This is a genomic window from Kosakonia sp. SMBL-WEM22 (genome assembly GCF_014490785.1).
GTDB lineage: Bacteria > Pseudomonadota > Gammaproteobacteria > Enterobacterales > Enterobacteriaceae > Kosakonia.
The window spans coordinates 2,368,646-2,390,846 of record NZ_CP051488.1; the positions used below are offsets into that span (position 1 = coordinate 2,368,646).

Here is a 22,201-nt window from a genome sequence, read left to right on the forward strand (position 1 = left end):
GCGACATTATGGCTATGGAAACTCAGGACATTATTAAACGCTCTGCGACCAACCCCGTCACGCCGCCGCCAAAGGCGCGTGACTATAAAGCGGAGGTTGCCAAGCTTATCGATGTCTCCACCTGTGTCGGCTGCAAAGCCTGCCAGGTGGCCTGCTCGGAGTGGAACGATATCCGCGATGAAGTGGGACACTGTGTCGGGGTGTATGACAACCCCGCCGATCTCAGCGCCAAATCCTGGACGGTGATGCGCTTTAGCGAAACCGATCAGAACGGCAAGCTGGAGTGGCTGATCCGCAAGGATGGCTGCATGCACTGCGCGGAGCCGGGCTGCCTGAAGGCGTGCCCCTCTGCCGGCGCAATCATTCAGTACGCGAACGGTATTGTCGACTTTCAGCAGGAGAACTGCATCGGCTGCGGCTACTGTATCGCCGGGTGTCCATTCAATGTCCCGCGCCTCAGTAAAGAGGATAACCGGGTCTATAAATGTACGCTCTGCGTCGATCGTGTCAGCGTGGGCCAGGAGCCCGCCTGCGTGAAGACCTGCCCGACTGGCGCTATTCATTTCGGCACCAAAAAGGAGATGCTGGAGCTGGGCGAGCAGCGCGTTGAGAAGCTGAAAGCGCGCGGTTACAGCAATGCGGGTATCTACAACCCGCAGGGCGTGGGCGGCACTCATGTGATGTATGTACTGCATCATGCGGATAAGCCAGTGCTCTATCACGATCTGCCCAACGATCCGCATATCGACACGGCGGTTGGGCTGTGGAAAGGGGTGCTGAAACCGTTATCGGCGGCGGGCTTCCTCGCCACGTTTGCCGGGCTGATTTACCACTACATTGGCATCGGCCCCAATAAAGAGGTGGATGACGAAGAGGAGGAGCATCATGAGTAAGTCGAAAATGATTGTGCGCACTAAGTTTATCGATCGCGCCTGTCACTGGACGGTGGTGATCTGCTTCTTTCTGGTGGCGCTCTCCGGCATCTCCTTCTTCTTCCCGACGCTGCAGTGGTTGACGGAAACCTTCGGCACACCGCAGATGGGGCGCATTCTGCATCCCTTCTTCGGTGTGGTGATCTTCCTGGCGCTGATGTTTATGTTCGTGCGCTTCGTGCATCACAACATCCCGGATAAGAAAGACTGGCCGTGGGTGAAAAATATCGTTGAGGTGCTGAAGGGCAACGAACACAAAGTGGCGAAGGTCGGCAAATACAACGCCGGGCAGAAGATGATGTTCTGGACCATTATGAGCATGATGACCGTGCTGCTGGTCACCGGCGTGGTGATCTGGCGCCCTTACTTTGCCCAGTACTTTCCGATACAGGTCATTCGCTACAGCCTGCTGCTGCATGCGACCTCGGCGATTATTTTGATTCACGCCATCCTGATCCATATGTATATGGCTTTCTGGGTGAAAGGCTCGATCAAAGGTATGATCGAAGGCAAAGTGAGCCGCCGCTGGGCAATGAAGCACCATCCGCGCTGGTATCGCGACGTTGAACGTCTCGAAGCGAAAAAAGAGAGTACCGAAGGCATTAAGTAACGCGCTTACCGCTCCGGCATCACGTCCGGAGCGGTTCTTTATCTGCACCGCATTCCGCTTTATTCCCGCTTTGCCGCGTCTATTAACGCAAATAGTGCCTGTTTTTCTTCCATCCATACGCATCCTCTCCCTGGTTTGCGCTGCGGAAATTAGCAATCCGCGAATGCGCAAACAACACTCTTTCTGCTGGCTTGTGCAGAACTTGCGAGGCCGCTTCCTGAATAAAGCAACGCCATGCAAAAGGTGAAAATCTTTGCGAGGCATCTTCCAAAATCCTGCATTCCGTTTGGTTTTCCTGGTGACGGCGCGCGGCGTTATGACGATGATTGCACCCGGCGAAGAGCGTGCCGGGCGCTTTTTGTTATGGGTGTGACGCTGCGCTGCGTAAGGCCAGCTTCCTCTGCAACAGCGGCACCAGCAGAGGAAAGAGAAGGGCGCTGAGGTCGCAAACTATCAATACTGGTTTAAGGGCGTCGAGGGTCAGCGCCCTGGCGGAAAGCAGCCATGAAGAGAGTGAAAAGGCGGCGGTGGTGGCAAGATGCATTAGCGCAGTTTGCAAGGAGCCATACCCCGCGCGTTGCGCATTATCGGGGAATTGCAGGGTGAGCACCGATGAAGAGACCAGGCGGCTATAAGCCCCGGCGAGAAACAGCACGATAAAAAGCCACGCATTAGCGTAGTGCAGCGTAGGGATCAGCAGGCTGGCAACAAACAGGGCGCTGGAGGCCAGCGCCAGTGTCAGGATGGTATAGCGTTGTGTGAACAGACCCGTAAGCCGGGTTGCGAGATACCCGGCGATGCCCCCGGCAAAAAAGAGCCAGGCAAGCTCCGTGACCGTTGCGCCAAGCAGCTGCATCAGCGGTACCAGTAGAGGAATGAGCAGCATCGGGCTGAACTGCACCAGCGCATTGCCGGAGGCAAAGAGCAGCGTCTGCGCATCAAGGGTGATCTTCTGACGTGGGCCTGTGTACGCCTGTTGGGCAGGAATAAAATGCACAATCAGCCCCAGGGCCACAAAGCAGCAGGCGCTAAGTGAGAGTAGCGCCGTTTTCCACCCCCAGCGGGAGCAGATAAACAGCACGGCTGGCATGCCGACAATGCTAATCATTGAAAACGCGGCGATCACCATTGATACCATTTTGCCGCGTAGTTGCGCTGGCGCTGCGTTGATCAACAGGCTGGTCGCCACGCCCATGGTCGTGCCGCCGACCAGACCGGCAAAAAAGCGCAGCGCCAGCAGCACGCCAAAGTGGGTGGTGAGGGTCGTTATAGCCGTCAGGATGCACAGCAGCGCCATGTTGCTGAGCAAGAAACGCTTCTGGTTGATAGCGCCGATAAAGTAGAACGCGATCACTCCCGAGAACATCGCAGCAAAGGTATAGGCGGCCGAGACATAGCCAGAGAAGGCGAGCGGCACCGCAAACGTCGGGGCCATAAAGGCGAAGATGGGATTGAACGCCATATATTCCAGGGCGTTGGCGAACTGGATAAAGGAGACAACGATAGCCATGCTGGCAAGGGTAGGTGACGTGTTTGTTTGTGACATAAGCAATGAGTTGAACCCGTAAAAAATAGGAGTGGGCACTCTAATACCTGGCGGTTTTGAGAATAAGCCGGTAAAAATGACCATCATTGTTATCAAAAGTGGGATAAAAATGCGCTCAGGGCTGGATTTCACCGCGCTGAAGATCTTCTGTGCGGTGGTGGAGAAAGGGAGTTTTGTTGCGGCGGCAAAAACGTTGACTATGCCGACATCGAATGTCAGCCGGACGGTTGCCCAACTTGAGGAGAGGCTCAATGTGCAGCTTATCGAGCGCACAACCCGACACCGGAAGCTGACGCCTTCCGGGCAGTTGCTCTACACGCGTTCAAAGCCGTTGCTTGAGTCGCTGGAGCAGACGGAGGCGGAGTTGATGTCGCGTCAGGTACAGCTCAAAGGGCCGCTGCGCATTTGCATTCCGAGCGAGATGGGGCCGGCGCTGCTCGGCAATCTGCTGGCGGATTTTGCCTGTCGTTACCCGGAAGTGGAGATAAGCTGCATAACCAATTTATCCGGCTTCGAGTCCCTGCGCGAAGAGGTGGATGTCGCCGTTATCCTCACTCGCGGTGATCTGGACGACAGCGATTACATCGCTCGCCCCCTGGCCACATTTCCCTGCACCATCGTGGCCGCGCCTGCATTAATTGCACGCTACGGCCTGCCGAGCGCCATACGCCAGTTTGAAACCTTACCCTGCATCACCACCGTCAGCGCGCTGAACGGCGCGGCCTGGCAATTTGTCGATGCAACGGGCAAGCATGAGGTGGTCAACGTGAAAGGGCATTATCGCGTTAACAGTGGTGAGATGGCCTTTAAAGCCGCACTGGCGGGAGTGGGATTTGCCATCCTGTCAAAGCAGGCCTGCCAGCAGCCCATCAACGAGGGGCATCTGGTGGAGATCGCCTTACCGCAGGCGGCAGCACCGCTGCGTCTGGTCGCGATCTACTCCAGCCGCCGCTATCTGCCGGTTAAAACGCGGACGTTGATTGATTTTCTGCAGCAGGGGCTGCAAAACCCGGTTGTTTAATCAGGGGGAGAAAAACTGTATCCATGGATTAAAACGTCAGCGGACAGGTTTCAACTGGTCTGCCATACGCGAATGGTCAATAATGCCTGTCGCAAACTTTTAACAAGTGGTTAGTGGTATGAAAAAAACGGTTTTTTCGTTGGCACTTGCGACCTTTGGTCTTGGGATGGCCGAGTTCGGTATTATGGGCGTGTTGACCGAGCTTGCGAATAACGTCGGGATCTCCATTCCGTCGGCGGGGCATATGATCTCCGCCTATGCGGCGGGCGTGGTGATTGGCGCACCGATCATGGCGATGTTCTCCAGCCGCTTCTCCCTCAAAAACGTGCTGCTCTTTCTGGTGGCGCTCTGTTTTGTCGGCAATACGATTTTCACCTTCTCCAGCGCATATCCGATGCTGGTGATTGGCCGGCTGATCTCCGGTTTTCCGCACGGCGCAATCTTTGGCGTCGGCGCTATAATCCTCTCGAAAATTGCGCCGCCGGGTAAAGTGACTATGGCGGTGGCCGGGATGATCGCCGGGATGACCGTTGCTAACCTGATCGGTATTCCCCTTGGTACGTGGATCGGGCATCTTTTTAGCTGGCGTTACACCTTTGTGCTGATCTCGCTCTTCTTTGTGCTGGTAATGGTGTCGGTCATTTTCTGGGTGCCGAGCCTTTATGACACCGCGCCAACACGCCTGAGCGAGCAGTTTCACTTTCTGAAGAAACCAGAGCCGTGGCTGATCTTTGCCGCCACCATGTTCGGGAATGCAGGGGTGTTTGCCTGGTTCAGCTACGTGAAGCCCTTTATGGTGAGCGTCTCCGGCTTTTCGCAAGAGGCCATGACGTTAATTATGATGCTGATGGGGCTCGGGATGGTGCTGGGGAATATGTTTAGCGGCAAAGTGTCAGCGAGATTCAGCCCGATACGCATTGCGATGGTAACTGAACTGGTGATCATGCTGGCGATGGTGGCGCTGTTTTTCCTCGGCGACAGCAAAGCGGGTGCGCTCTCATTAGGCTTTCTCTGCTGCGCCGGGTTGTTTGCGCTCTCCGCGCCGCTGCAGATCATGCTGCTGCAAAATGCGAAGGGCGGCGAAATGCTGGGTGCAGCGGGTGGGCAGATGGCGTTTAATTTCGGTAATGCGGTGGGGGCATGGTTTGGCGGGCTGATTATCGCTTTCGGCTTTACCTATAACTATCTGGCGCTGCCTGCAGCGATACTGACTTTCGCCGCGCTTGCCTCGCTGCTGATCTATAACCGCCGCATCACCAGCCATCATGCCGAAGTTGTGACGGTGTAACGTTTTGCCGGTTGGCGGCTTCGCCTTATCCGGCCGACGGGTTGCCGGTTTACGCCGTCGGGGCTGCGATATGAAATGGTGGGTGGTGCCTCACCAGGCCTTAGAATGTGACCTGGTGAGGGTTACGTAGGCCGGATAAGCGCAGTGCCATCCGACATTTTTAGCACGCGCGGCGCAAATTAATGGCGTAAATCGATCACCATCCGGCCACGGATCTGGCCTTGCTCCATCTCTTTGAAGATGGCATTGATATCTTCCAGCGGGCGCAGCGCCACTTTCGGCACCACTTTTCCTTCGGCGGCAAACTGAAACGCTTCGCTCAGATCCTGACGGGTGCCGACCAGCGAACCCACGACCTGAATGCCGTCCAGAACCAGACGCGGAATATCGAGGCTCATCGCTTCCGGCGGCAAGCCGACTGCAACCACGCGTCCACCAGCACGCACGGCGTCGACCGCTGAATTGAAGGCCGCTTTTGCCACGGCGGTCACTACGGCAGCATGCGCGCCGCCGGTCTTTTCCTGCACCACTTTTGCCGCATCTTCACTGCGTGAGTTGATGGTCAGATCGGCCCCCATGCTGGCGGCAAGCTTAAGCTGCTCGTCATTAACGTCAATGGCGATCACTTTGGCATTAAAGACATTTTTCGCGTACTGCAACGCCAGGTTGCCGAGGCCGCCCAGACCATAAATGGCGATCCACTGGCCTGGTTTAATCTGCGACACTTTCACCGCTTTATAGGTGGTGACACCCGCACAGGTGATGCTGCTGGCTTCCGCCGAGCCGAGGCCGTCCGGCACTTTTACCGCGTAATCCGCCACCACAATGCACTCCTGCGCCATGCCGCCATCAGCGGTGTAACCGGCGTTTACCACATCGCGGCAGAGCGTCTCATTACCGCTGTTGCAATATTCGCAGTGGCCACACCCCTGGAAAAACCATGCGACAGAGGCGCGGTCGCCCGGTTTGAGCGAGGTGACGCCTTCGGCGATCTCCGTGACGATGCCAATCCCTTCATGACCGAGGATCACCCCGGTTTTGTCGCCAAAATCACCGTTTTTCACATGCAGATCGGTGTGGCACACGCCGCAACACTCCATCTTCAGCAGCGCTTCGCCATGCTTAAGCGGGCGCAGCGTCTTCTCTGCAATAGCAACCTGGTGATCCTGAGTAACAACGGCAGCTTTCATCTTTAATCTCCTTGCTGGCAAAAGTACGGTGAAGCGCTATCGCTTCATCCCCTATACCCCTTAAGAGTTAATGGTTTAGATAAAGGTTTTCAATAGCCTGGCAACAGAATGACATACTTTGCCTCCATTACCCTTATATCAGGTAGGGTAAATGGTGAGTAATCAAACAGTTAATATGGTTATAAAACGTGCTACACAGAAGTCATTAATGTGTGGGGAATATACAAAAAAGGCACCTTGCGGTGCCTTTGAGGGAAGAAAAACAGCTACAGCAGCAAGCGAAGACGCGCAATCTCGTCCCGCCATTGCGCCTGCAACTGCAGTTTTTGGTGCTTCTCCTTGCGTGCCAGATCCTCCTCCAGTCGCGTTTCCAGATCGATCAGCCGCTCCAGCAGAGCGTCATCATCGTCCGGTGGCGCAGCCTCGCAGGATTGCGCGTCAACCGCCGCAACCGGCGAGCCAGTGCGTTCACGCAGACGCCCAAACACCGCGTCGGCATCATGCCACTCGCTCAGTTCGCCATCTTCCACCAGCCAAAAACGGTTACAACTCTGGCTGATGAGCTGCCGGTCATGGCTCACCAGCAGCACGCCACCGCTGAACTGCGTTATTGCCTGAGCCAGCGCCTCTTTGCCCGCCATATCAAGATGGTTGGTCGGCTCATCAAGCATCAGCAGGTTAAAGCGCGCCAGCGACAGCCCGACAAAGAGCAGCCTCGAACGCTCGCCGCCGCTGAGGGTTGCAACACGCTGGCCGTGACGAGGAAAGGCAAAACCGGCGCTGATCAACGCCATTTTCCGGTCACCCGGCGCGGGGGCGAAAGGCTCCAGCGCATCGAACAGGGTCGCCTCGTCCGGCAACTGGTGCAGGCTCTGATCGTAATACCCGGCATGCAGCCGCGGATGCAGGCGCAGGGCGTCATGGGTCTGCTGGTGATAAACCTGCCAGATCAGCCTCAGCAAAGACGACTTCCCGCAGCCGTTGCGCCCAAGCACCGCCACCCGATCGCCGCTTTTCAGGCGGGCAAGGGGGATGCGGAACAGCGCAGGCAGCCCCGGCGCGGGAGAGACCGCCAGGTTCTCCATCTCCAGTAAGCGGTCAGCCGCTAAAGGTTCGCCATGCAACGCCAGCCGCCACTGGCTGCCGTCGGTCAGCGACGTCTGGCTCGCTTTCAGGCGATCCACCTGGCGGGCCATCTGTTTCGCTTTGCGCGCCAGATCCTCGTTGTCGTAGACGCGCCCCCACGTCGCCAGCCGTTTAGCACTGGCGGTTACGCGGTCAATCTCTTTCTGCTCCGCTTTATGGCGCAGGGCATCGCTCTCGTCCCGTTCCTCCAGCGCTTGGCGCGCCAGCGTGCAGGGTAAGGCGAAGCCGTGCAGCGTATGGTCACGCAGGATCCACGTGCCGTTGGTGACGGCATCCAGCAGCGCGGCGTCGTGAGAGACCATCACAAAGCTGCCGGACCAGCTTTGCAGAAACTGCTCCAGCCACAGCAGGGTTGGCAGATCGAGGTGGTTGCCCGGCTCATCCAGTAACAGCAGGTCGGGTTCGCGGATCAGCGCCCGCGCCAGCAGCAGGCGGGTATGTTGCCCGCCGCTTAGCGTCGCCGCCGTCAGGGCAATCTCCTGCTCGTTCAGCCCCATCGTGGCAAGCAGCGTTTCTGCGCGCCAGCGCTGGGTTTCCCGTTCAGCAGAGGGGAGCTGTGCCAACACCGTATCAAGCAGCGTCATTGACAACAATTCATCGGGGAGATGTTGTTCCACGCGCGCCAGCAGGCAGTGATGCGCCTGTGTCACCTTACCGGAAAGGGGGGAGATCGTGCCATCAAGCACCTTCAGCAGGGTGCTTTTGCCGCAGCCATTGTCGCCAATAAGCCCGAGGCGATCGCCTTTTTTCAGGGTAAAGGAGAGATCAGAAAACAGCGGACCGAACGCGGTCTCAACACGGATTGATTGTGCAGATAGTAGTGTGCTCATTGCTTACTCAAGAGTTACAGGCGTAAAAACGCCTCGTCAAACATCGCTGACGACAACCCGGTAAGCCCGAGGGAAGGGAGAGTTATGCTTCGCTCAAGCAGAGGTTATCGCAGCACGATACCGGTAACGCTTGAGCTGGCGCGATCGCCAAATGCATGTGAATAGTCAAACAATTCACAATACAGCATAGGTAGCCTCCTTTTTTATATTCAGTAAGTTGATGGGTGAAAAGGAGTTTAGCGAGGAAGTGAATGATTTACCAGCAACAAAAAACCCGGAGCGGCATGCTCCGGGTTGCGGGGAAGTTAGATCGAGGTACGGCGATAGTTGCGGTACTGCGGCTCCCAGAAGTTATCATCAATGGCCTGCTTTAGCGCTTCAGGGGAGGTTTTCACCGCCACGCCTTGCTGCTGCGCCATTTTGCCGACGGCAAAGGCAATCGCGCGCGACACCACCTGAATATCTTTCAACTCCGGCAGCACCAGCCCTTCGCCGTTAAGCAGCAGCGGCGAGTATTCAGCTAGGGTTTCACTCGCGGCCATCAGCATATCGTCAGTGATACGCGATGCGCCGGAGGAGATGACGCCAAGGCCAATGCCCGGGAAGATGTAGGCGTTGTTGCACTGGGCAATCGGGAAGACTTTATCCTGCCACTGCACCGGGGCAAACGGGCTGCCGGTGGCAACCAGCGCCATGCCGTCAGTCCAGCTGATGATGTCCTGCGGTGTCGCTTCCACCCGCGAAGTCGGGTTAGAGAGCGGCATCACGATCGGGCGCGGGCAGTGCTTGTGCATCTCACGGATAATCTCCTCCGTGAAGAGCCCGGTCTGGCCGGAGACGCCGATCAGGATATCCGGCTTCACGTTGCGCACCACATCAAGCAGGGAGATTGCTTCGTTCTGGACGTTGATATCCCAGTTCTGCAGATTCTCACGCTTCTGCACCAGCCCGGTCTGGAACGGCAGCAGGTTCGGCATGCCGTCGGTCAGCAGACCGAAACGGTCAACCATGAAGACTTTCTGGCGGGCGGCCTCTTCGCTGAGGCCTTCGCGCTGGGTCTGGGCGATGATCTGCTCGGCGATACCGCAGCCTGCGGAGCCGGCACCGAGGAAGACAATTTTCTGATCGCAAAGCTGGCTGCCCGCCGCGCGGCTGGCGGCAATCAGCGTACCAACGGTCACTGCCGCCGTGCCCTGAATGTCGTCGTTAAAGGAGCAGATCTCATCCCGGTAGCGGTTCAGCAGCGGCATGGCATTTTTCTGCGCAAAATCTTCGAACTGCAGCAGCACATCCGGCCAGCGCTGTTTTACGGCCTGGATGAACTCATCCACAAAGGCGTAGTACTCATCGCCGGTAATACGCGGGTGGCGGGAGCCCATATAGAGCGGATCGTTGAGCAACTGCTGGTTGTTGGTGCCGACGTCCAGCACCACCGGCAGGGTGTAAGCCGGGCTGATGCCGCCACAGGAGGTGTAGAGCGACAGCTTACCAATAGGAATGCCCATCCCGCCAATGCCCTGGTCGCCGAGACCGAGGATACGCTCGCCGTCGGTTACCACGATCACTTTAATATTGTGGTTTGGCACGTTTTGCAGAATGTCATCCATGCTGCCGCGGTTTTGCCAGGAGATGAACACACCGCGCGCGCGGCGGTAGATATCTGAGAAGCGCTCGCACGCCCAGCCAACCGTCGGGGTGTAGATCACCGGCATCATCTCTTCGAGATGATTCTCGACGAGGCGGTAGAAGAGGGTTTCGTTGGTGTCCTGAATGTTACGCAGGTAAATGTGTTTATCGATATCGGTCTTGAAGCCCTGATACTGCAACCAGGCGCGCTCGGCTTGCTCTTCAATGGTTTCCACTACTTCCGGCAGCAGGCCCAGCAGGTTAAAACTGCTGCGCTCTTCAACGCTGAAGGCGCTACCTTTGTTCAGCAGGGGAAACTCGAGCAATACGGGTCCTGCGTAGGGGATATACAGTGACCGATTCTTATTATGTTTGGCATTCATCTAACAGCTCCTTGAGAAACGAACGCGCGCGGGGGGTGAGGTCGCACGCGGGTACAGCGGCGGGCGCAATTATAAAGCATTGAATGGGCAAATACTTCTCGATTGACCTATTGGTTGATTGAATTTTTATCAACTTTCTTATTAAGCGGCATGCATCGGCCTGAATTGTGATACTCGCTGCAAAAATAAAAAGCGCTTATGCCCGCATCAGGAGAGTGGTCATTATGGTTGGGTGGAAGCCAATGTTGATATTGAGGACTATACGCAGTGAAAAAAGGATTTGGCCTGGCGGTGGGACTGGTTGTGGCAGGTATTGCGGCCTATTTTTATCTCAACAACCGACCGACTCACATCATTGCCGTGCATCAGAATGAATACGTTGCCTCGCTATTGGTGGATCGCTTGCCGTTCTCTGATGGCAAGCGGGTTGCCTGGTGGTTAAAACACAATGAGGCTATCAAAACGCAATACGGCATTACATCAATAGAGGGGCGCGGTGCGAAAAGCATTTATGTCTATGCCTTTGGTAAGGGCTATCTTCCCGAAGAGGATAAAGACCGGCTCTGCTTTGATGATATGCCTGGACCGAAAAACTGTATTGATAAAGAGATCCTGATGATGGTGCTGCGCACGCGCGATGGCGCACAACAATTCATTTTTGATAACGCGGTTTACGTTCAGGGAGCAGACGGCAAGCTCATGAAGAAAGCACAGAGGGAGTAGTTCGAAGAAATAGTGAGATAAACACCACCCCGCAGGGTGGTGTGGGAGTGGGTCTTAACCCGCGCGGCGATGACGGCCGGAGCGGTGGGAGACAACGGTCTCCTCGTTGTTGTCTTTGGTGACAACCTTACGGGTGTTCGACACTTTGTAATCCAGTCCCATAAGATGACGTGCCTGACGGTTCGATTTCATGCTTACTCCTTAATCCAGTTGCGTGTTTCAAGGACAAGCCCGGTAAATGGCCGGGCGAAATACAATCACATCATTGCAAGGTATGTTTCCATACCGAACGATTATCCTCGGCTATCGTCGTGCAAATCTCAACCCTGACGGGCACTTTTAAGAACAGTCTCGCTGACCTGTGCGCCGCGTCACGCTTTTACCCCAAATAACAGCGTCACTGGCCCACCGAGGCGACTGTTTTGCAGCGGGCGCAGGCTGGTTAGCCGTGCCCGCTGCTTGTTATCGCAGGTTGAGAGCTGGCACCAGGCCTCAAGCCAGGCGAGATTGACCGGATGTTGCAAAAAAGCCCTATCCTGCACGACGCCGCTTCGAAGGGTGAAGGGCTGCGGATTATCCAGCCCGGCAATCACACGTGCGGCGAGGCGCGGTAACGCAGCTCTGTTCTCCTCAAAGAGATCGACCCCATTGGCGCGGGCGAATAGGGCGATCATCACCAGCGGTTGCAGCGCATAGTTATGGTAAGCCAGCGCCCGCTGGCGGCGGCGCAGTTCATTTGGCAGGAAACCCTCGGCATCAATCTGCTGCATGGCGATGCGGTAGATCGCCAGTGACTGGTCAAAGAGATCCTGCCGCCCGGTTACCACTGAAGTTGCCATTAACGCCCAGGCTGCCCAGTAGCTGTGATTGTTAACCCTGCTTTGCGGTAAATCGCGCCACTCGCTGGCGGTCAAGTTTCCCACGTTTCCCAGCCAGCGGGTGATGTTTTGCGCCTGCTCAGGCCACGCGTTCAGCGGGTGGCTCGCTGAAAATTGCAGCTGTAGCCAGCTGGAGGAGAAGGTCGCCAGCGCCCATTTGCGCATCGATTTGCCGGTGTGGTTACGCGCATCGCCGAGCAGCGCCCCGGCGGTTGCCCAGCGATTCAGCGCGCTGACCAGACAGCTGACATTGCGCGGATCGCCGCTGCGATGCCAGGCGGTAACTTGCGTGCTGACGAATTTTTCCATATCGGCGATGGCGCGGGTTTGCTGGTGGAAAGCTGCTTCCGCCTGTGGATTGAGCGTGGCGCGGGCGCTGTCTGAACCTTCATATTTACTGCGAAAATCGAGCGCGCCGGTAAAGGGCTGCGGGGCGTCCGGGCATGAGAGGGAGGTAGCCTGCGCAGGTGTTGCTGGCGGCTGAGTAAAACCTTCGGGTGGAACAAGGGGCGCGGCGAGAGCTGCCGCTGTAAAGAGGATGATGATCAATCCTGCGCGCAGAAAAACCATGCTACTTTCTCCTTCCGCCACTGGAAGGTGGACTATAGCATGGTCGATTGTGTCTCAGCTGCCGCCAAAAACATGCACCGCACGATGCAGACGCGCGGCGCGGGCCGAGAGGTTCTCCGCCGCCTGTGTGACATGGTCAACCATGCCGCTATTGTTTTGCGTCATACTGCCAACGCGGGAGATCGAGCCGTTAATCAAGGCAAGCGCCTGCGTCTGTTCATGGGTGGCGATACCAATCTCTTTGATCATCGTCGACATGGTGACCACATTATCGATCATTGCTGTCAGATGGCTCTCGGTACCGGCGACCATGCCGACGCCGTTTTTGACATTGGCGACGTTATGCTCAATAAGCGTCTTGATCTGCCGTGCCGCCGACGCGGAGTGCTGGGCCAGGTTGCGCACCTCGGCGGCTACCACGGCAAACCCGCGGCCTGCCTCACCGGCACGTGCCGCTTCCACCGCCGCGTTGAGGGCGAGAATATTGGTCTGAAAAGCGATGCTGTCGATCACACCGATAATGTCGACAATTTTGCTGTTATCTGCCGAGACCGCCTGCATCATCGCGATAGCCTGTTTCATTGCTTCTCCGCTTCTTAGCGCGCCGGCGCTGGTTTCGTCCGCCCGGCTCATTGCCTCCGCCGCTGTTGCCGCCGTCTGTTTCACCGCACAGGCAATCTCCTCAACCGCAGCTGCCGTTTGATGCAGGTCGGCGGAGGTTTCTGCCGTGCGGCTGTGCAGTGCGTCTCCTTCACGGGCGATTTGCTCGCTTACCGCGCGGATGCCATTAATTTGCGCAGAAACATCCCCTACCAGCGAATTGAGGTTAAGCCCGGACTGGTTGACCAGCCGCATCAGAAGACCAATTTCATCGACGCGATTAAAGTGATGGTAATCCGCTTTGCGCCCGGAAACGACACGCTGCATCTGTGCGAGAACAATTTTCAGCGGGCGGGAAAATTGCTGCTGCATAAAAAGCGCAAGCAGGGTGCAAATAAGCAACACTGCCACGGATTTTTCTGAACAATTAAAAGGAAGGAATTGCAATACCACTAAAAGAGCAGCAGAGGTGAAAACGCCAAAATAAATGCGCCCATTCGTGCTGATGCGTTGAAATAAAGATAAAAAGGCAAGCGCTCCCCGGCGAACCAGTAATCCTTTATAAAATTTATAACCTTTAACTGCATTTTCATTAACACGCTGATAAAGCGACGTGCTGGCGTCAATCTCCTCACACGTCGGAACATTACGCACCGAGATATAACCCGTTAGCTCTCCTTGCTGGTAAACCGGCGTCACGTTGGCGCGAACCCAGTAGTGATCGCCATTTTGACGACGGTTCTTGACGATCCCTGTCCAGCTGTCGCCTTGCTGAAGGGTAAACCACATATCGCCAAAGGCGGCAGGCGGCATATCCGGATGGCGAATAATATTGTGCGGCTGACCTTTTAGCTCATCTTCCGTAAAACCGCTGGCCTCAATAAATGCCGTATTGGCATAAGTAATATGGCTCTGCCTATCGGTCGTTGATAATAATGTCGAGCCCTCGTTAAGAAAATATTCTTTTTGTGTAACTGGTGTGTTGAGTTTCATACTAATCCCACGGTGGAACGCGCCATCTATTGCCGCAGGCGCAAAGAGTATATTTATTTTCTTGAGGTGATGCCGTTATTTTTATTACCCACACATTTTCCATCAACTTGTGCAGTACGAAAAGCCATTGGATGAATTATTTTTTAAGCGGTGCTTAAAGCATGAAATTGTGTTTGTTATTATCTTGAAAAATAAAATGCAGTAAAAAATAGAGAGTAGAGCTAAGTAAAATCTTAAGCTAAATTATTGGTGGGCGATGTGGGAAAGATGCAATAAAACGCAACGGATAAAAAAAGTGTTTAACATTGGGCTGCGGACAAACGTTACGCACTTTGGAGAATTAATCTACTTCATTCTGCGATCACGCTAACAGATTGCCCTCTGTTCAACGAACGGGATGGTCAGATTATTGCTAGACTCCCGCGATGGCACCATCCATTCTGGTTCTTTGTGGGCATTTTGAGGGTAGTATCGCGTGTTAGCGACTTTGATATACCGTAGCCGACTGAATCGGGCATTAATTCCCTCTCAACTGACTGCTATCGTCGAGCGAGCGAACCACAGCAACGCAACGTTGCAGGTGACGGGTATCTTACTGTTCGACGGCGAATATTTTTTGCAGGTTCTTGAAGGACCACTCGATTCGGTCAACAGCGTATTTGAGCGCATCAACACCGATATTCGCCACAGTAATATCGTTGAGCTGCTGCGTGACTTTGCGCCGCGCCGCCGCTTTGTCGATCGCGGTATGGTGCTGTTTGATCTGCGAACGGTGCAGCCTGCGGCGGTGTTACGCGCCGTCCTGCGCTTTGGCATGGTGCGCTATAACCAGGCGAGCAGCGATCGCGCCTACAAATTTATCCGCAATTTTATCTCTTCAGCCAATAACAACGGCGGTGTACGCAATACTTCGCCCAACGAGTGGCGCTTTACGCACAAAGCCTCGCCGTTTAGCCAGGAGACACTGCCCATGCTCAATGGGCAGCCCTGTCAGTTTGCTTTTCAGCCGATTATCGAACCGCTGCGCGGCAAAATCTCCTCGCTGGAGGCGTTGATCCGTGGGCCGGATGGCGGCAGTCCGCAGGACTATTTCGCGACCATTGCGCCTGAGAAACTGCACGAAGCGGATCTCGCCTCCAAAGCCTGGGCGCTGGCGATGGCGCGACGCATCGGCATCGGCAACCACAAAATCGCCCTTAACCTGCTGCCGATGTCGCTGGTCAAGATCCCGGGCGCGGTGGATATGCTCCTGGGGCACATTGCACATAATAAGCTCAGCCCCGGGCAGATTATTGTCGAAGTGACGGAAGATGAGGTGATCTCCAGCTATGACGAGTTCACCTGGGCGATTCGCCAGCTGCGCGCAGCGGGGATTGGGCTGGCGATTGATGACTTCGGCTCCGGGTTTGCCGGTCTGTCGCTGCTGGCAAAGTTTCAGCCCGATAAGCTGAAAATCGACCGCACCATCGTCACCGATATTCATCTCCATGGCCCGAAACAGGCGATCGTGAAAGCCATTCTCGAGTGCTGCGCCGAGCTGCAAATTAGCGTTGTCGCGGAGGGAGTCGAGAAGGTGGAGGAGTGGTGCTGGCTTGAAGCTGTCGGCGTCGAGCGTTTTCAGGGCTTCCTGTTTGCCCGCCCGATGCTCAATGGCGTCCCGGCGATTAACTGGCCTGAGCGCATTCCTGTAAACAAGCAAACCTGATAGCCCGAAACGTTTAACCGGTTTGGCTTATGGATCATCGAGCTTCTATGCTTTACGTATTGACAGCGGATGTGACAAAGGAGCGTGGATGAAATTTAGAAAGCAGCTCGCACGGAAACTGGCTCTCGAATCTTCGCTGGGGCGCAGTATCACCTTTTTTATTGTGACACTGCTGCTGGCCGGGGTGGCGACGACCACCTGGACGCTGACCCGCTCCTGGGAGCGCGCGGTCGAAGATATCGAGCGTGATGCGGTCAACCTGTCAATTTCGCAAGCGCGGCAAGCGGAAGATACCTTTTTACAGACGGAGCTGGTGCTACGGGATATTCGCCGTAATCTGCCGGTAGAGAACGTTGATCAGATCAATGCGCCACAGTTTGATATCTATCTCGCCGATCTGAAATCCCGCCTGCCGCAGCTGCATGGCCTGATGGTTTATGACGCTCAGGGCAATATGAAATCGACATCGTTTGGCAAAATCCCGGTGATGTCGAACAACAGCGACCGTGAATATTTTATCTATCACCGCCGTAATGGCCACGGTAGCGTCCATATTGGTCATGTGATCCGTAGCCGCACAACCGGAGATTTAGTGATCCCGGTGTCGTTGCGCATCAGCGACAAAGCGGGCGGCTTTGAAGGCATCTTGCTGGCAACGGTGAGGATCGACTACTTCCGCCATTTTTATGCCTACTTTGAGCTGGGTAACCGCGACATGCTGGCGCTGCTGAACATTGATGGCACCGCCCTCTATGTGCGCCCCTATGGCGAGGAGATCATTAACCGTAATCTCTCCGCCAGCCCGCTCTTTACGCGAGAGCTGGCACGAAAAGATCGGGGTAACGGTACCTGGGTCTCCGCCCTCGATCACGTTGAGCGCACCTACGGTTTTGCCCGGCTTGAGCGTTACCCGCTGGTGGTCGCTGCCGGTTACGACAGACCGGCGCTGTGGAACAGATGGTTGCAGGAGAGCCTGCCGGATTTGGTGCTTAACGGCATGCTGCTGCTCGGCACGCTGTTGATGGGTTCGATTATTTTTCGCCAGGTGCGGCTCAATGTGCGTAACCAGACCGAGCTTGCGGTGCTGCGTGATGAGCTGACCAGTATTAACCATACCCTGCAACTGATGGCGCTGGCCGATGGGCTGACCGGGCTTGCGAACCGTCGTCAGTTCGATCTCTTTTTAAGTAAAAGCCTGAAGGCCTCTGCGCTGACGGAAAAGCCGGTGGCGCTGATCATGATCGATATTGACTATTTCAAGCGCTATAACGATTTTTACGGCCATGTCGCCGGGGATAACTGTCTGCGGATGGTGGGGGAGATCCTGCAAAAGCTTAAACTGCGCCCGAATGATTTGATTGCACGCTACGGCGGCGAGGAGTTCGCGATTATTCTGCCGGATACCGGGCCTGAGGCGGCACTGTTTGTTGCCCGTCAGGCGGTGACCGCGGTGCGTAATGCGCAAATCCCCCATGTGAAGACCAGTGCCCAGCAGAGCATTGTCACCATCAGTGCCGGGTGTTATAGCCTGGTTGCCGATAAAAATTACGATGACGCCATTCGCCTGAAAGAGGGGGCGGATAAAGCGCTCTATCAGGCGAAAATTGATGGGCGCGATCGGGCGCTCTCTGCCTCCTGATATAAGATCTTGCCGGGTGGCGCTACGCTTACCCGGCCTGGGACTGCAATTCCCTGTATGCCTGATAAGACGAAGTCGCCATCAGGTGATCTGCATGCTTACCCAACCTGCAAATTCATCATCGACTACCCTTAATGTTTCTAATGAAGCTGCAAGGAGAAAGCACGATGAGCATGAAGACCAGCGATTTCTTCGTTCAGCGCCTGAAAGAGTGGGGCGTGACACGTATTTATGGTTACCCGGGAGACGGTATCAACGGCGTGCTCGGGGCAATTCAGCGCGCGAATAAATCCGGCGACGGCATTGAATTTATCCAGGTTCGTCATGAAGAGATGGCGGCCTTTATGGCGGTTGGCCATGCCAAATTTACCGGCGAGCTGGGTGTCTGTCTCTCCACCGGCGGCCCGGGGGCGACCCATATGTTGACGGGCCTTTACGACGCTAAGATGGATCACGCCCCGGTGCTGGCGATTGCTGGTCAGGCGGAGACCACCGCGCGCGGGGCGAGCTATCAGCAGGAGATGAACCTCGATCGCGTCTTCTCCGACGTTGCCAATTTCGTTCAGGAAGCGGCAACGCCTGCGCAGGTGCGTCATCTGGTGGATCGCGGTGTGCGCGTGGCGATGGCGCAGAATGGCGTCGGGGTGGTCATTATCCCGAAAGATGTTCAGGATGAACCCTGGCAGGCTCCGCAGCATGCCCACGGATTTACCCACTCCGGTTCGGGCTATCAACGTCCGCGCGTTATTCCTCATCAGGTCGATCTGCAGCGCGCCGCTGAGGTGCTGAATGCCGGTAAAAAAGTGGCGATTCTGATTGGCGCGGGTGCGCGCGGTGCGGCCGTGGAAGTGGTGCAGGCGGCGAATGTGCTGGGTGCTGGCGTGGCGAAAGCGCTGCTCGGTAAGGATGTGCTGCCCGACGACGCGCCGTTTGTTACCGGCTCGATTGGCCTGCTTGGCACGGAACCCTCCTGGAAGCTGATGCAGGAGTGCGACACGCTGCTGATGATCGGCAGCGGTTTCCCGTGGACCGAATTTTTGCCGCCGGAGGGCAGCGCCCGCGCCGTGCAGATTGATATCGATCCGGCAATGCTGGGGCTGCGTTACCCCTGCGAAGTCAATCTTCACGGCGATTCGGCTGAGACATTACGCGCCTTGTTGCCGCTGCTGGAGCAGAAAACCGACCGCAGCTGGCAGGAGTCGATTGCCAAAAATGTGCAGAGCTGGTGGGAGCTGATGGAACAGCGCGCGATGGCACCGGCGAACCCGGTCAACCCGCAGCGCGTAGTGTGGGAGATGTCGCCGCTGCTGCCGGATGACGCGATTGTCACTTCGGACTCAGGCTCGTGCGCTAACTGGTTTGCCCGCGATTACCGCGTTAAGCAGGGGCAGCGCGCGTCGCTCTCTGGCGGCCTGGCCTGTATGGGCGCGGCGGTGCCCTATGCGATTGCGGCGAAATTTGCCGCGCCGGAGAAGGTGGTGGTCGCGCTGGTGGGCGATGGGGCAATGCAGATGAACAATATGGCAGAGCTGATCACCATTCAGAAGTACTGGCAGCAGTGGGCGGATCCGCGGCTGGTGATCTGCGTCTTCAATAACCAGGATCTCAACCAGGTAACCTGGGAGCAGCGGGTGATGGAGGGCAATCCGCGCTTTGAGGCGACCCAGCAGTTGCCGGATGTGCGTTATGCCGAGTTTGCGCAATCACTGGGTCTGGGCGGGATTTTTGTTGATAACCCGGATGCGCTCTCAACCGTCTGGCAGCAGGCCTTGCAATCCGACCGCCCGGTGGTGCTGGAGGTGAAGACGGATCCGGAAGTGGCACCGTTGCCGCCGCATATCACTTTCAAGCAGGCGAAAGCCTTTATGGCCTCAATGGCGAAGGGCGATCGCGGCGCCGTGCAGGTGATCAGCGACACCGCCAGCCAGCTTTTCCATAAGAAGTAATGAAAAAGCCCGGTGACATGATTGTCGCCGGGCTTTTGTCTGAGTGCCTGATGGCGGCTTCGCCTTATCAGGCCTACAGAGTGGGTACTCAAATCTTCTGCAAAAAGGCCAGCAGATCGTTGTTAAGCTGATCCTGATGGGTCACGGCAAAGCCGTGCGGACCATTGTCATACACCTTCAACTCTGCACCGGGGATCATCTCGGCTGAGAGCTTACCGGTCGCCTCAAACGGTACCACCTGGTCATTGCTGCCATGAATCACCAGCGTCGGTACATCGACTTTTTTAATGTCTTCGCGGAAGTCGGTCTCCGAGAACGCGGTAACGCAATCAATCGTCCCTTTCAGGGATGCAAGCAGGGCGATATTTAGCGTTTGTGTCAGCACACCATCAGAGACCTTCTGTCCGGCGTTAAGCCCATAGAAGGACGTGGCGAAATCACTAATATACTGCGCGCGATCTTTGCGCAGGCCCGCTTTAATCTCATCAAATACGCTCTTATCAACCCCCTCAGGGTGGTCATCCGTTTTGCCAAAAATGGGGGTGACGGCGCCCAGCAGTGCCAGGCCTGCCACGCGGGATGTGCCATAGCGACCAATGTAACGCGCCACATCGCCGCCGCCCATGGAGAAGCCGACCAGCGTGACATCATGCAGATCCAGTGCGGTGATCAGATCGTTAATGTCGGAGGCAAAGGTATCGTAATCATAGCCATTCCACGGCTGCTCAGAACGGCCAAAGCCGCGGCGATCATAAGCAATAACCCGGTAACCGCGTTCGGCGAGGAAATTAAGCTGGCTCTCCCACATATCACCATCCAGCGGCCAACCGTGGCTGAACAGCACCGGTTTACCTGAACCCCAATCTTTGTAGTAGATCTGCGTTCCATCTTGCGTTTTGATAGTACTCATTGCCTTACCTCATCGTTGAGTGGTGACACATTCTTGCTAGTTATTCATTAATGTTCGTATCGCGGCAGATTCGCCTCGCGTTTCGAATCACTCACGTAAAACTGTAGCAGCCCATTGCGCGCGTGCAGAACGCGCGGATGGAATCGGAGGATCCGTAAGGAGAGAGGATGGAGATCAGGTTGGCACAACCCGAAGAAGCGCCGGCTATCTGGCGTGTTCGTAATGCGGCGATCCGCCACGGCTGCAAAGGGGTCTATGGAGATGAGGTTATTGCCGCCTGGACGCCGGAGGCGATGCCACAGGGGCAGGTGGCAATGATTAATGAGAACCCCTTTTATGTCGCGCTATCTGCAGAGGGGCAGCCGCTGGCAACTGGCTTTTTTGATGTTGCCACCGGCAGTATCGAGGCGATCTTTACCTTGCCGGAGTGGGAAGGGCACGGGTTGGCAACGCGTATCATGGCGGCTCTGAAACAGGAGGCACTCAAGCGAGGGTTTTGCTCTCTTCGGCTTGCGGCAACGCCTAACGCCTGCAACTTCTATCAAAAGCGCGGGTTTACAGTAGTGCGCGAGAGTATCTACCACTCGAAACTGGCGGGGGCGGATCTACGCTGTATTGAGATGGTTTGTCACCTGAATGGAGAGTGATGATGAGTACCCAAGCCGCAGAGGAGATTCTTGCGCTCTATCAGCGCCATGCCGCGGCCTTTGCAGATCAGCGTTCACGGGCGCTGTTTGAAAAAACGTGGCTGGAGAAATTCGCGGCACTGTTACCCCCACAGGGGCGAGTCGTGGATATCGGTTGCGGGAATGGTCAGCCCATTGCGGGCTGGCTGATTGCGCAGGGTTTTCAGCTAACAGGTGTTGATGGCGCGCCCGCAATGATCGATCGCGCCCGTGAGGATTTCCCGCATCAACGCTGGCTGTTGCGGGATATGCGCCAGCTGGAGCTGGGGGAGACTTTTGACGGCCTTATCGCCTGGGACAGCTTTTTTCATCTGACGCAAGGCGATCAAAAGCTGATGTTCAGCCGCTTTGAACAGCACAGCCATGCAGGCAGCGTCCTGATGTTTACCAGCGGGCCGGAAGAGGGCGAAGCACTCGGTCAGATGGAGGGAGAAACGCTCTATCATGCCAGCCTCGCACCGCAGACATATCGCATGCTGCCGGCGGAGATTGGCTTTGAGGTGGTAGAGGTGGTGCTAAACGATCCGCACTGCACCGGGCATTCCGTCTGGCTGGCGCAGCGTAAGAGGTAAGTTAAGAAAAGGGGCGTTTCCGCCCCTGATATCGCTTATCTGATGATCTTTATGTTTTTCGACAGTGGCTCAATCACCGTCGAGACCATAACAAAGCAGAGCGCGCAGAAGCCGGTCATCGCCACGTTCCCAAGCGCCGCATGGGCGCGGCGCTGAAATGTGCGATTAACGCTTACGCTTGCTTATTGCCATAACGATGACAACCACTAACGCTGCTCCGCAAATCATTCCTAAAGTATGCATCTCTTCCTCTTATCTCTCTATAACACCTGTTTCAGATAAGCGAAGAAGTATAGCCAGTAACGCCTTAAGGTAATACCTGGCCTCCTATAATTAGGGGGGAGCCGTGTTTATCTTTTACTGCTGATAGTGACGCGGCGTAATTACACCCCTCTGGTCAGGTTGCC

The 22,201-nt window shown here is 56.0% G+C and carries 18 protein-coding genes; 10 read left to right on the top strand and 8 right to left on the bottom strand.

Going from position 1 to position 22,201, the window contains the following annotated elements; genetic code table 11:
• Nucleotides 1-8: 8 nt before the first annotated feature.
• On the top strand, nt 9-893 hold the full coding sequence (gene fdxH / locus HF650_RS11280; protein WP_187802445.1) for a formate dehydrogenase subunit beta: 885 nt from the start codon (nt 9-11) through the stop codon (nt 891-893).
• A complete protein-coding gene (gene fdnI / locus HF650_RS11285; protein ID WP_187802446.1) occupies nt 886-1,542 on the top strand; it encodes a formate dehydrogenase-N subunit gamma in 657 nt (218 codons plus the stop codon). Before fdxH ends, fdnI begins: the two co-directional genes overlap by 8 nt.
• A gap of 361 nt (nt 1,543-1,903) precedes the next feature.
• On the opposite strand, the gene HF650_RS11290 is transcribed toward fdnI, so the two are convergent.
• Complete coding sequence (locus HF650_RS11290) at nt 1,904-3,088, bottom strand: MFS transporter (protein ID WP_187802447.1); 1,185 nt, start codon at nt 3,086-3,088, stop codon at nt 1,904-1,906.
• 109 nt (nt 3,089-3,197) lie between these two features.
• On the opposite strand from HF650_RS11290, the gene HF650_RS11295 reads away from it, so the two are divergent.
• Both HF650_RS11295 and araJ read left to right on the top strand, forming a co-directional pair.
• Nucleotides 3,198-4,109 (top strand): LysR family transcriptional regulator, encoded by a 912-nt coding sequence (locus HF650_RS11295; protein ID WP_187802664.1) that lies wholly within the window; start codon nt 3,198-3,200, stop codon nt 4,107-4,109.
• 118 nt (nt 4,110-4,227) lie between these two features.
• Nucleotides 4,228-5,397 carry an MFS transporter AraJ gene (gene araJ, locus HF650_RS11300; RefSeq protein ID WP_187802448.1) on the top strand — a complete coding sequence of 390 codons (1,170 nt, stop codon included), beginning with the start codon at nt 4,228-4,230 and terminating at the stop codon, nt 5,395-5,397.
• Nucleotides 5,398-5,576: 179 nt separating this feature from the next.
• On the opposite strand, the gene adhP is transcribed toward araJ, so the two are convergent.
• The 3 genes from adhP to HF650_RS11315 form a co-directional block, all read right to left on the bottom strand.
• Nucleotides 5,577-6,587: an alcohol dehydrogenase AdhP gene (gene adhP, locus HF650_RS11305; protein ID WP_187802449.1), complete on the bottom strand. Its 1,011-nt coding sequence runs from the start codon at nt 6,585-6,587 to the stop codon at nt 5,577-5,579.
• Nucleotides 6,588-6,853: 266 nt separating this feature from the next.
• Nucleotides 6,854-8,563, bottom strand: a complete 1,710-nt coding sequence (locus tag HF650_RS11310) for an ABC-F family ATP-binding cassette domain-containing protein (protein ID WP_187802450.1) — start codon at nt 8,561-8,563, stop codon at nt 6,854-6,856.
• A 305-nt stretch (nt 8,564-8,868) separates the two neighbouring features.
• Nucleotides 8,869-10,572, bottom strand: a complete 1,704-nt coding sequence (locus HF650_RS11315; protein WP_187802451.1) for an NAD-dependent malic enzyme — start codon at nt 10,570-10,572, stop codon at nt 8,869-8,871.
• Nucleotides 10,573-10,839: 267 nt separating this feature from the next.
• Here HF650_RS11315 and HF650_RS11320 point away from each other — a divergent pair, with 267 nt between their 5' ends.
• The gene (locus HF650_RS11320; RefSeq protein ID WP_187802452.1) at nt 10,840-11,295 is read left to right on the top strand and encodes a DUF943 family protein; all 456 of its coding nucleotides are present in this window, start codon (nt 10,840-10,842) and stop codon (nt 11,293-11,295) included.
• Nucleotides 11,296-11,349: 54 nt separating this feature from the next.
• Here HF650_RS11320 and sra read toward each other — a convergent pair whose 3' ends face one another.
• The 3 genes from sra to HF650_RS11335 all read right to left on the bottom strand — a co-directional run bounded on the left by sra (nt 11,350) and on the right by HF650_RS11335 (nt 14,336).
• Nucleotides 11,350-11,487, bottom strand: a complete 138-nt coding sequence (gene sra, locus HF650_RS11325) for a stationary-phase-induced ribosome-associated protein (RefSeq protein ID WP_023478646.1) — start codon at nt 11,485-11,487, stop codon at nt 11,350-11,352.
• 179 nt (nt 11,488-11,666) lie between these two features.
• Nucleotides 11,667-12,743, bottom strand: coding sequence for a mannuronate-specific alginate lyase (locus HF650_RS11330; protein WP_187802453.1), 1,077 nt, complete (start codon nt 12,741-12,743; stop codon nt 11,667-11,669).
• 54 nt (nt 12,744-12,797) lie between these two features.
• Nucleotides 12,798-14,336 (bottom strand): methyl-accepting chemotaxis protein, encoded by a 1,539-nt coding sequence (locus HF650_RS11335; RefSeq protein ID WP_187802454.1) that lies wholly within the window; start codon nt 14,334-14,336, stop codon nt 12,798-12,800.
• 475 nt (nt 14,337-14,811) lie between these two features.
• Here HF650_RS11335 and HF650_RS11340 point away from each other — a divergent pair, with 475 nt between their 5' ends.
• The 3 genes from HF650_RS11340 (at nt 14,812) to HF650_RS11350 (ending at nt 19,626) form a co-directional block, all read left to right on the top strand.
• Nucleotides 14,812-16,041: a diguanylate phosphodiesterase gene (locus HF650_RS11340; protein ID WP_187802455.1), complete on the top strand. Its 1,230-nt coding sequence runs from the start codon at nt 14,812-14,814 to the stop codon at nt 16,039-16,041.
• Between the two features lie 88 nt (nt 16,042-16,129).
• Nucleotides 16,130-17,680 carry a sensor domain-containing diguanylate cyclase gene (locus HF650_RS11345; protein WP_187802456.1) on the top strand — a complete coding sequence of 517 codons (1,551 nt, stop codon included), beginning with the start codon at nt 16,130-16,132 and terminating at the stop codon, nt 17,678-17,680.
• Between the two features lie 167 nt (nt 17,681-17,847).
• The gene (locus tag HF650_RS11350; RefSeq protein WP_187802457.1) at nt 17,848-19,626 is read left to right on the top strand and encodes a thiamine pyrophosphate-requiring protein; all 1,779 of its coding nucleotides are present in this window, start codon (nt 17,848-17,850) and stop codon (nt 19,624-19,626) included.
• Between the two features lie 88 nt (nt 19,627-19,714).
• Here the strand turns inward: HF650_RS11350 and HF650_RS11355 are convergent, their stop codons facing one another.
• Nucleotides 19,715-20,536, bottom strand: a complete 822-nt coding sequence (locus HF650_RS11355; protein ID WP_187802458.1) for an alpha/beta hydrolase — start codon at nt 20,534-20,536, stop codon at nt 19,715-19,717.
• A 167-nt stretch (nt 20,537-20,703) separates the two neighbouring features.
• Here HF650_RS11355 and HF650_RS11360 point away from each other — a divergent pair, with 167 nt between their 5' ends.
• Together HF650_RS11360 and HF650_RS11365 are read left to right on the top strand one after the other, a co-directional pair.
• The gene (locus tag HF650_RS11360) at nt 20,704-21,183 is read left to right on the top strand and encodes a GNAT family N-acetyltransferase (RefSeq protein ID WP_187802459.1); all 480 of its coding nucleotides are present in this window, start codon (nt 20,704-20,706) and stop codon (nt 21,181-21,183) included.
• Between the two features lie 2 nt (nt 21,184-21,185).
• Nucleotides 21,186-21,794, top strand: a complete 609-nt coding sequence (locus HF650_RS11365) for a class I SAM-dependent methyltransferase (RefSeq protein WP_187802665.1) — start codon at nt 21,186-21,188, stop codon at nt 21,792-21,794.
• The last annotated feature ends 407 nt before the right edge of the window (nt 21,795-22,201 follow it).

Excerpts from the sequence above, each read along its gene's own strand:
- HF650_RS11330 (WP_187802453.1), bottom strand. The coding sequence starts at position 12,743 with ATGGTTTTTCTGCGCGCAGGATTGATCATCATCCTCTTTACAGCGGCA.
- HF650_RS11355 (WP_187802458.1), bottom strand. The coding sequence starts at position 20,536 with ATGAGTACTATCAAAACGCAAGATGGAACGCAGATCTACTACAAAGAT.
- HF650_RS11335 (WP_187802454.1), bottom strand. The coding sequence starts at position 14,336 with ATGAAACTCAACACACCAGTTACACAAAAAGAATATTTTCTTAACGAG.
- HF650_RS11365 (WP_187802665.1), top strand. The coding sequence starts at position 21,186 with ATGAGTACCCAAGCCGCAGAGGAGATTCTTGCGCTCTATCAGCGCCAT.
- HF650_RS11295 (WP_187802664.1), top strand. The coding sequence starts at position 3,198 with ATGCGCTCAGGGCTGGATTTCACCGCGCTGAAGATCTTCTGTGCGGTG.
- HF650_RS11350 (WP_187802457.1), top strand. The coding sequence starts at position 17,848 with ATGAGCATGAAGACCAGCGATTTCTTCGTTCAGCGCCTGAAAGAGTGG.
- HF650_RS11345 (WP_187802456.1), top strand. The coding sequence starts at position 16,130 with ATGAAATTTAGAAAGCAGCTCGCACGGAAACTGGCTCTCGAATCTTCG.
- HF650_RS11360 (WP_187802459.1), top strand. The coding sequence starts at position 20,704 with ATGGAGATCAGGTTGGCACAACCCGAAGAAGCGCCGGCTATCTGGCGT.
- araJ (WP_187802448.1), top strand. The coding sequence starts at position 4,228 with ATGAAAAAAACGGTTTTTTCGTTGGCACTTGCGACCTTTGGTCTTGGG.
- adhP (WP_187802449.1), bottom strand. The coding sequence starts at position 6,587 with ATGAAAGCTGCCGTTGTTACTCAGGATCACCAGGTTGCTATTGCAGAG.
- fdxH (WP_187802445.1), top strand. The coding sequence starts at position 9 with ATGGCTATGGAAACTCAGGACATTATTAAACGCTCTGCGACCAACCCC.
- fdnI (WP_187802446.1), top strand. The coding sequence starts at position 886 with ATGAGTAAGTCGAAAATGATTGTGCGCACTAAGTTTATCGATCGCGCC.
- sra (WP_023478646.1), bottom strand. The coding sequence starts at position 11,487 with ATGAAATCGAACCGTCAGGCACGTCATCTTATGGGACTGGATTACAAA.
- HF650_RS11310 (WP_187802450.1), bottom strand. The coding sequence starts at position 8,563 with ATGAGCACACTACTATCTGCACAATCAATCCGTGTTGAGACCGCGTTC.
- HF650_RS11315 (WP_187802451.1), bottom strand. The coding sequence starts at position 10,572 with ATGAATGCCAAACATAATAAGAATCGGTCACTGTATATCCCCTACGCA.
- HF650_RS11290 (WP_187802447.1), bottom strand. The coding sequence starts at position 3,088 with ATGTCACAAACAAACACGTCACCTACCCTTGCCAGCATGGCTATCGTT.